This window comes from Streptomyces argenteolus (assembly GCF_042902585.1).
In the GTDB taxonomy this organism is placed as follows: domain Bacteria; phylum Actinomycetota; class Actinomycetes; order Streptomycetales; family Streptomycetaceae; genus Streptomyces; species Streptomyces argenteolus.
This window is the reverse complement of record NZ_JBIBEG010000016.1, coordinates 34995-42678: the sequence shown is the minus strand read 5'-3', so window position 1 is coordinate 42678 and position 7684 is coordinate 34995. Positions and strand designations below refer to the sequence as shown.

Genomic DNA, 7684 nt, shown 5'->3' with positions numbered 1-7684 from the left:
TCCGTTGCTGTCGCTTGCATCGGCGACGGCCGGGCCGGAAATTCCGGCCGGTATATCGCCAACGTAAGGGGGCGGGGTTCCGGCTGACACCCCCTAGTGACCCCGGTTGCCGTTGACGGCGCCCGGTAATGGCCCTCTTCCCGAGCGGCGCGCCATTGCCCGGCACGGCGAGCGGCGCGGATATCGCGGCCGGAGTCGGGCACACGGCCACATTCCGCGTCGCGCGTCCTGCCGGGCGCTCGGCGTGCCGCGCCCGGGGACGCTCAGCCACCGTCGAGCAGGACCGGCGGGTTCCGAGGTTCGTCGAAGGTGCTGCGTACGTAGGAGAGGTCGCCGAGAAGCCCCGGGGCGGTGACGCGCCCGGTACTCAGGCCGGTCACCAGGTGCCCGAGCGGCAGGGAGCCGATGTCGGCCCAGCGCAGCCGGCCCGCGCTGTCCAGGTAGCTGCGCGTGCGCCCGCAGTTGTCGGGGTGCACGCAGTAGGGGATGTCGAGGTAACCGTGCTGGAAGGCACGCATCAGGGCGGTGCCGATGTCGGAATGGAGGCACAGCACCGCTTCCACCAGCGCCCGGGCCTCCTGGTACGTCTCGGAGTCGGCCTCCACCCCGGTGCCGGCACCGGCGGCGGGCCGGGCGGTGCGTGCGGCCACGTCCGCGGCGTACTCCAGTGCCTGGACGTTCTCGGCGATCGTGGGGATGCGCCGGGCTTCCGCGACGGTCTTCACGATGAGCCGTTCGCAGCCCGTGGTGACGGCGAGTTCGGCGGCCTGGCGGAGCAGCCGCAGCGCGCCGTCGTCGGTCTGCGGGTAGACCCCCATGTACGCGTACACGACCACGTGCCAGTCATCGGTGCGCAGATGTTCACGGCACAGGCGGCGCAGCGCGGCGACCGCCTCCTGGTCCTGGCCGAGATGGGTCTGCTGGGCATAGCTGAGGGAGACGCTGCGCACTCCGTGCTGGACGAAGAACATCGCCTCCAGGAGGCTGAGGGCGACCAGCTGGCTGGGCGGGCAGAGCTGTCCCAGCATGCAGCCGCCGAAGGTCTCGATGTGCGGTTCGGCACCGGTGCCGCTGAGCTCGGCGAACAGTTCGCTGCACACGGCCCATTCCCTGACCGCCTCCGCGAGCGGGGTGCGGCCGTAGGGAAGGCAGTAGGAGACGGGACCGCCCTCGGTGGCGGTCAGGCCGAGAGCGGCGAGGGCGGCGAAGATGTCCCGGGGGACGGCGGACCCGTGCCGCACCTGTACGGGGAAGTCGGGGCCACGGATGCCGTCCAGGACCTGTTCGGTCGTCTCGGCGGGGTGGCTGACCACCGGGTAGCCGTTGAGGTCGAAGCCGGCGCGCAGCGCCTCCTCGACGGCCTGCAGATGACCGACGCGGGTGTGGCTGTCCAGGGTGATGGTGCCCACGGTGTGGGCGTCGGCGCGGCGGGTGGCGAGCAGCCCGGCCCGCATGCGGGCCGGGTCGCCGAACCCCATGCGGGGCTGCACCACGAGCCGGCCCCGCGCCCCGTGCGCCCGCACGAAGGCACCGAAGTCGGCGGACTGCTGCCCGGGTTCCCTCGTCGGTACGGGGCGGGAGGGCGCCGGCCGCCGGGCTGGCTTCACGCGGTGATCCGGGGCTCGGGCAGGGCCCGGCTCCCGGCGGTCCTGGCGGAACTCTCCAGGACGTCGACGAAGGAACGGAAGGCGATCACCGGGTCGGCGTCGTCGGGGAACACGGCGTCGAATCCGGCCTCGGCGAGCTGCTCGGAGAGCGTGTCGGCCTGGTCGGTGATGCCGAGCTTGCCGCCGATCACGGCGGGGGTCGCGGCGAGTTCCGGCTGCTCGCGCAGCCGGCGGATCATCCGCATCCCCTCCTGATGGCCGTGTCCGTTGACCGAGCTGACGACCAGCAGGTCGGGGGCGGTCTCCAGGCATTCCCGCACCAGCAGGTCGTCGGGGACGCACGGGCCCAGGTTGATCACCCGGTAACCGAGCTCCTCGATGAGCAGCTGGAGGTAGACCAGGTTCCAGGTGTGGGAGTCGGAGGCGACCGTGGTGACCACGACGGTGCCTTTGCTGCCCCGCGCGGGCAGCGTGCGTTCGGCGGGGGCCGCCGCCGCCCCGTCAGACATCCGTCGGCTCCTGTTCGCGGCTGCGGCGGACGTGCTCGATCCGCGAGACGGAGACCACCCCGTCCCGGTCGAGCACGACTTCGGTGGGCGCCGGGCGTCCCAGGAACATCAGGAGGCTGGCCGTCGGCCCGTAGGCACCCGCGTTGGGCACGGTGACGATGTCGCCCTCGGTGAGCAGCGGCACCTCGACCTGGCGGCCGAGGAGGTCACCCGGGGTGCACAGCGGCCCCGCCAGGGTGGCGCGTTCGGTCTCCGCGCCGACGGCGACCTGGACCGTGACCGGCAGCAGGCGGCCGAGACCCGACATCCCGCCGAAGCTGTTGATCCCGGTGTCCAGGATGACGAACTTCTGACCGCGGCTGACCTTCACGTTGCTGACGCCCGCGACCAGCGTGCCGCTGTCTCCGACCAGGTAGCGGCCGGACTCCACGGCGACCTTGGGACTGTTCTCGCGCCAGCCGGGGAACGCCTCGTCCAGGGCCTCGGCGAGACCGGCGGCCAGGCCCGGGTAGCGGGCGCGTTCACCGGCCGTGGCGTACGGCACGGAGAACCCGCCGCCGATGTCCAGCAGCCGCAGGGGGACGCCCAGTTGCTCCTGGATCTGTGCGGCGGCGGTGATCGTGTGGCGGAACTCGCCGAGCAGCGCCTCCTCGTCGGCCGCGTTGCTCTGGGAGAAGAGGTGCAGGCCGACGATGTCGGTCCCCGGCACGTTCCGCAGCTGCTCCGCCACCTCCGGTACGGTCTCGCTGTCGATGCCGAACTGGGTGGGCTTGCCGGTCATCCGGATGCCCGTTCCGGCCGCCCCGGTGGCGCTGTTGATGCGCAGCAGGCAGTCGGCGGTCACACCGAGCTCGCAGGCCGCCGCGCCGATGTGCCGCAGGTCGCCCAGCGACTCGGCCGAGAAGAGGCGCACGCCGCTCTCCAGGGCGGTGCGCAGTTCCTCGTAGGTCTTGCCGGGCCCGGTGTAGAGGACGTCTCTACCCGCGTAGCCCGCTTCGAGAGCCGCTGCGAGTTCGCCGGTGGAGCTGATCTCGGCGCGGCAGGAGGGGCCGTCGCCCTCGCGCAGGGTGCGTACGAGATCGACGTGCGGGTTGGCCTTGAAGGCGTAGTAGACCTCGAAGCCCTCCGGCAGTGACCGGAAGAGGTCGTGGCGGGCGGCCCGGACCTTCTCCAGGTCGTAGATGTAGAGGGGGGTGCCGTAGCGTTTGGCCAGATCCTCGGGATCCGGACCGGTGGGGGCGTTCACTTGTCTCTCCCGTCGAGCAGCCGGGCCAGTTCCTGGCGGGCGTTCTTGCCGTGCTGGGTCAGCGGGAACTCGGCCAGCGCACGGCAGATCGCCGGCACCTTGGCCGGCTCCAGACGGACCGCGAGTTCCTTGATGACGACCCTGGGGTCGAGTGCGGTCTCCACGAAGAGCGCGAGATCGTGCTGCTCACCGGGCGGTACCGCCGCGGCGGCGCGGACGCCGGGGATGTCCATGGCGGCGGCCTCGATCTCCAGCGTGCTCATGCGGAAACCCTTGCGCTTGAACATGTCGTCACGCCTGCCGCGGAAGTAGAGGTAGCCGTCCGCGTCGAGGCTGCCGTAGTCGCCCGTGTGCAGCCGCAGTTGCCCGGACTCCGCGTCGCGGCGGAAGGTCCGTGCGCTCAGCTCGGGGGCGCCCCAGTAGCCGGGCATCACGTGCCCGCCCTCGGCCACGATCTCGCCGGTCTCGCCGGCCGGGACCGGGTGGCCCTCCTCGTCCAGGATCAGGACCCTGGTGCCGGGCAGGGGCAGCCCGACCGCGTCGGGTCGCTCCTGGTCCTCCTCCGGGGGCATCACGGTGATCCGCTTGGCCTCGGTCTGGCCGTACTGGCGGACCACCCGTGTGCCGGGAAAGAGGTCCCGCAGCTCGGCGATCACCGAGGGCGGCAGCGCGGCACCGGTGTTGGTGAACATCCGGACCGGGGGCACCTGGCCGTCGGCCCGGCGGCCCAGCTTGACGATCATGCTGGCCAGGGAGGGGACGGTCGGGACCACGGTCGCGCCGACCTCGCGCATCCGTCGCAGCAGGAGCAGGTCCTCCGCGCGGTCGGCGAGCACGATCTCGCTGCCGACGGCGCAGCTCATCAGGACCTTGTACAGGCCGTAGTCCCAGGACATCGGGAAGCGGCAGAACACCACGTCGTCCGCGCGGTAGCCGAGGGAGCTCACCAGCGCCCGGGTGGCGAAGGTGACCTGGGCGTGCGGACAGATCACGGCCTTCGGGGCCGCGGTGCTGCCCGAGGTGTAGATGAGGGCCGCCGGGTCATCGACCCGCAGCGGAACCGGAGCCGAGCGGACCCCGTCGGCACGCAGCGCGGCGATCTCCGGCCAGATCTCCTCGAACGTTGTACGGGCCACCGGTCCGGCGGGGGTGTCACCCTCGGCGGGGAGGGTGAGTTCGCCCGCGCGGGCATCGCCGTCGTGGTCCGTGACGAACAGGGCAGGACGGCAGTTCGCCACCACGGACCGCAGGTGGAACGGCTTCATCGCGGGGTTGAGGGGTACGAAGATCACTCCGCGGCGGGAGGCTCCGTAGAACATCGCCGCGAGTTCCCGCCCGGTGGGCAGCTGCACGACGAGCCGGTCCCCCGCACCGAGACCACGCCGCTCCAGCCATACGGCCACGGCATGGCTCGCCTCGTCCAGTTCGGCGTAGCTCCACCTCTCGTCCGCGTCCCGGACAGCCGGGGCGTCGGGGGTGGCGGCTACGGCTTTGTCGAGCAGTTCATGGACGAATTCACCAGGGCCACCGGCCGCTTCCGCGGCTCCGCCCACCGGTATCTCGTCCGTATCTTCGGTATCCGTGGCAGTGCCCGCCGGCCGGCTGCCGCCCACGTGCGCATGGCTGTCCATTTCCAGACCCCGTCTCATAGCCCCGAAAACTGGCGACGGGCAAACCGTAGAGATATTCGAACCGCGCTCCACACCCCTAGCCGCCCTTAATCACCCCTGGGTAACTGCGCCGCGACAACGCCCGCTGAAGTACCGAATGGGAGGTGATCGCGGCAGAGAAAATGCACATCTGCGCACGTGGCGGGGCGATCGTGCGGGTGTGTTCCATGGCTGCCGCTCCGGGCCGGGGAAGGCCCCGCAGACCCGTACCGACGGTTCCACCGGTGGCGGCCCCGGCCCTTTCGCCTCCGGACCGCCCGAAACCCTTACGCACACCTATGACGGCCCCGCGCTGCGGCCGATGGCCGAAGGTGACCGCAGGAGCCACGCCCATCACCACAGGGTCAGCGGTTTCATGCGCCCGCGTAGGGCCCCTGCGTCCCGACACGGCGTACGGCAGGGCCACGACGTGTGCGGCAGGGCTAAGGGCGAGCACAACGTCGTACGCCTCCCGGTCGAGAAGCCCGAGTCCGGCCCACGAGCAGGGCGCCGGATTCGGGTCGCCGGGCAGATGTGTCCCGGCCGACCGCTCGCCCCTTCACGCGCCCCGGCCTGTAACGGTCCGGCAGGGAACACCACGTCGGCCGCGTGCATGAGGACCGGAGAACACCGGGAACTGCGCCGGGCGAGCCGCGGCCTGCCCGTGGATCACCACATCGGCGGGGCCCGCGTGTCACCGTCCGACCGAGCCGTCGATCTGTTCGCGCAGGATGTCCGCGTGCCCGGCGTGGCGGGCGGTCTCCTCGATCATGTGGACCAGCACCCAGCGCATCGACGGCGGTGGGGTCTCGCGAAGCGAACGGGCACCGGGGCGGTCGAGGTCGGTGCAGGCGAGAGCGATCTCGTCGGCCCGGGCGATCGCCTCGCGATAGGCGTCCGCCAGGTCCGAAGCGGTCTCGTCGGCGGAGACCTCACCCTCGTCGTCCCAGCGCTCGCCGTCGGCGCCGGCGTAGGCCCAGACGAACCAGTTGAGTTCGACGGCCGTCAGGTGCTTGACCAGTTGGAGCAGGCTGGTCCCGGAAGGGACGCCGGCCGCGCGGACCGCGGGCTCCGGGACGCCGGCCGCCTTCGCGAGGACGGCCTCGCGGAGGTAGTTCAGGAAGGTCAGCAGTGTGGTCTTCTCGTCGGCGTTCAGGCCGGGGGGCCGAAGGTCGGGACGGGGCTCCGAAGTCGTCATGGCGGAACGGTAGATGATCGGTCTCTGCCTCGACAGCCGCATCCCGACGGCCGTGCGCACGTCCGACGGGGGCCTCCCGCCCGCGGGACGGGAGCGGTCGGTGGACGTACGGCGCGCGCGTCGTCGCGGGCGTGCCACCGGGTTCCACAACCGGCCGTCCGGACCGTCCGGCGGTGCGGTGTCCGCTGTCGACGAGCCGGGAGGGACGGGCGTGAGGACCACCCGGGGCTCGGGTGGACCGGCCGCGAGAGCGAAGCCGGGCTGAGGGGCGAAAAGAATTCGCCGACGGCGCAGCGAAGGCGCTAGCGTCCCGTGCGGTGACTGTCGAGGAACCCAAGGACCTGGTGCGGCGCGGCTATGACGCCTTGTCACTGCGCTACGACGAAGCCTACGACTCCGACACGAAGTACCGTCATTGGGTCGCCGACCTGCACGCCCGCCTTGCGCCAGGGAGCAGGGTACTGGACCTTGGCTGCGGCAGCGGAGTGCCCGTCGTGCGTGATCTGGTGCGAGCGGGTCACCGTGTCACCGGCGTCGACATCAGCGAGACGCAAATCGACCGGGCTCGGGAACAGGTGCCGCAGGCCGAGTTCACCAGGGCGGACGCGACCTCGGTGATTTTTCCCGTCGCAACGTTCGATGCCGTGGTGTCGCTCTACGCCCTGATTCATGTCCCGCTGGAGGAACAGCCTCCGCTGCTGGAGAAAATCGCGTCCTGGCTCCGGCCGGGCGGCTGGTTTCTCTGCGTCACCGGTCAGCACGCGTGGACGGGCACGGACGAGAACTGGCTGGGCAGCGGGGTCACGATGTGGTGGAGCCACGCGGATGCCGACACGAATCGTTCCTGGATCGCGCGCGCGGGCCTGACAGTCGATCACGAGGAGATCGTCCCCGAAGGAGACGGCGGACACGCGTTGTTCTGGGCCCGTCGTCCGTTGTGACAGAGCGGTCGGCTCCTCGGCGGACGGAGCGCCCCGGCCTCCGGCTGCGGGGGTCGCCCACGTGGGTGCGACGCCTCTCACACCGCCGTCGCCGAAGCCGGCGGTGGCCGGTCGGCCGGGAGCGGCCGGGGAGCCCGTCCGGGAACGGGCCTGCCCCCGGCCCTCCGTACGGATGGCTCAGGTCAGCGGAGCGGGGGGCTGGGCGCCGTAGAACGTGAGCGGGGGCCAGCCCTTGGACTCCGCGATCGCCGACAGCGCGTTGGCGACCTCCAGCGGAGTGATGTCCTGCGCCGACGGATTGCCGTTGGGCCAGTCCACCCGGACGCTGAACGTCATCTCCATCATGAGGTCCGATTCGGCCATGCTCGCGCTGGTCTCGAACTTCGTACCCGGTGCGAACACCGCAGGCGTCTGTGTCGCGTTCGCGTCGTCGGCCGCGGCGGTTCCGGCCGAAGCGAACACGGCTCCGGCTGCCGCCGTCCCCGAATACCCCAGCAGCGAACGTCTCGACATGTTCGACATGTGGCCCCCTCC

General features: G+C 71.3%; 7 protein-coding genes. 1 reads left to right on the top strand and 6 read right to left on the bottom strand.

Features of this window, described 5'->3' with window-relative positions:
• Positions 1-263: 263 nt before the first annotated feature.
• From ACFY8O_RS33350 to ACFY8O_RS33330, 5 genes are all read right to left on the bottom strand, one after another.
• Positions 264-1523 (bottom strand): methylaspartate mutase, encoded by a 1260-nt coding sequence (locus ACFY8O_RS33350; RefSeq protein WP_387909003.1) that lies wholly within the window; start codon positions 1521-1523, stop codon positions 264-266.
• 80 nt (positions 1524-1603) lie between these two features.
• Positions 1604-2116, bottom strand: a complete 513-nt coding sequence (locus ACFY8O_RS33345; protein ID WP_145812346.1) for a cobalamin B12-binding domain-containing protein — start codon at positions 2114-2116, stop codon at positions 1604-1606.
• Positions 2109-3362, bottom strand: coding sequence for a type III PLP-dependent enzyme (locus tag ACFY8O_RS33340; protein WP_387908999.1), 1254 nt, complete (start codon positions 3360-3362; stop codon positions 2109-2111). Before ACFY8O_RS33340 ends, ACFY8O_RS33345 begins: the two co-directional genes overlap by 8 nt.
• Positions 3359-4993 carry an AMP-binding protein gene (locus ACFY8O_RS33335; RefSeq protein ID WP_387908997.1) on the bottom strand — a complete coding sequence of 545 codons (1635 nt, stop codon included), beginning with the start codon at positions 4991-4993 and terminating at the stop codon, positions 3359-3361. The genes ACFY8O_RS33340 and ACFY8O_RS33335 overlap by 4 nt, the downstream gene beginning before the upstream one ends.
• A 712-nt stretch (positions 4994-5705) precedes the next feature.
• The gene (locus tag ACFY8O_RS33330; protein WP_387908995.1) at positions 5706-6209 is read right to left on the bottom strand and encodes a DinB family protein; all 504 of its coding nucleotides are present in this window, start codon (positions 6207-6209) and stop codon (positions 5706-5708) included.
• 317 nt (positions 6210-6526) lie between these two features.
• Between ACFY8O_RS33330 and ACFY8O_RS33325 the strand changes: the two genes are divergently transcribed.
• A complete protein-coding gene (locus tag ACFY8O_RS33325) occupies positions 6527-7150 on the top strand; it encodes a class I SAM-dependent methyltransferase (protein ID WP_387908993.1) in 624 nt (207 codons plus the stop codon).
• Between the two features lie 177 nt (positions 7151-7327).
• Here the strand turns inward: ACFY8O_RS33325 and ACFY8O_RS33320 are convergent, their stop codons facing one another.
• A complete protein-coding gene (locus tag ACFY8O_RS33320; protein WP_145812356.1) occupies positions 7328-7672 on the bottom strand; it encodes a hypothetical protein in 345 nt (114 codons plus the stop codon).
• Between the last annotated feature and the right edge of the window lie 12 nt (positions 7673-7684).

Bases quoted from the DNA above. Each gene is read 5' to 3' on its own strand.
- ACFY8O_RS33320 (WP_145812356.1), bottom strand. From the start codon at position 7,672: ATGTCGAACATGTCGAGACGTTCGCTGCTGGGGTATTCGGGGACGGCG.
- ACFY8O_RS33345 (WP_145812346.1), bottom strand. From the start codon at position 2,116: ATGTCTGACGGGGCGGCGGCGGCCCCCGCCGAACGCACGCTGCCCGCG.
- ACFY8O_RS33330 (WP_387908995.1), bottom strand. From the start codon at position 6,209: ATGACGACTTCGGAGCCCCGTCCCGACCTTCGGCCCCCCGGCCTGAAC.
- ACFY8O_RS33335 (WP_387908997.1), bottom strand. From the start codon at position 4,993: ATGGACAGCCATGCGCACGTGGGCGGCAGCCGGCCGGCGGGCACTGCC.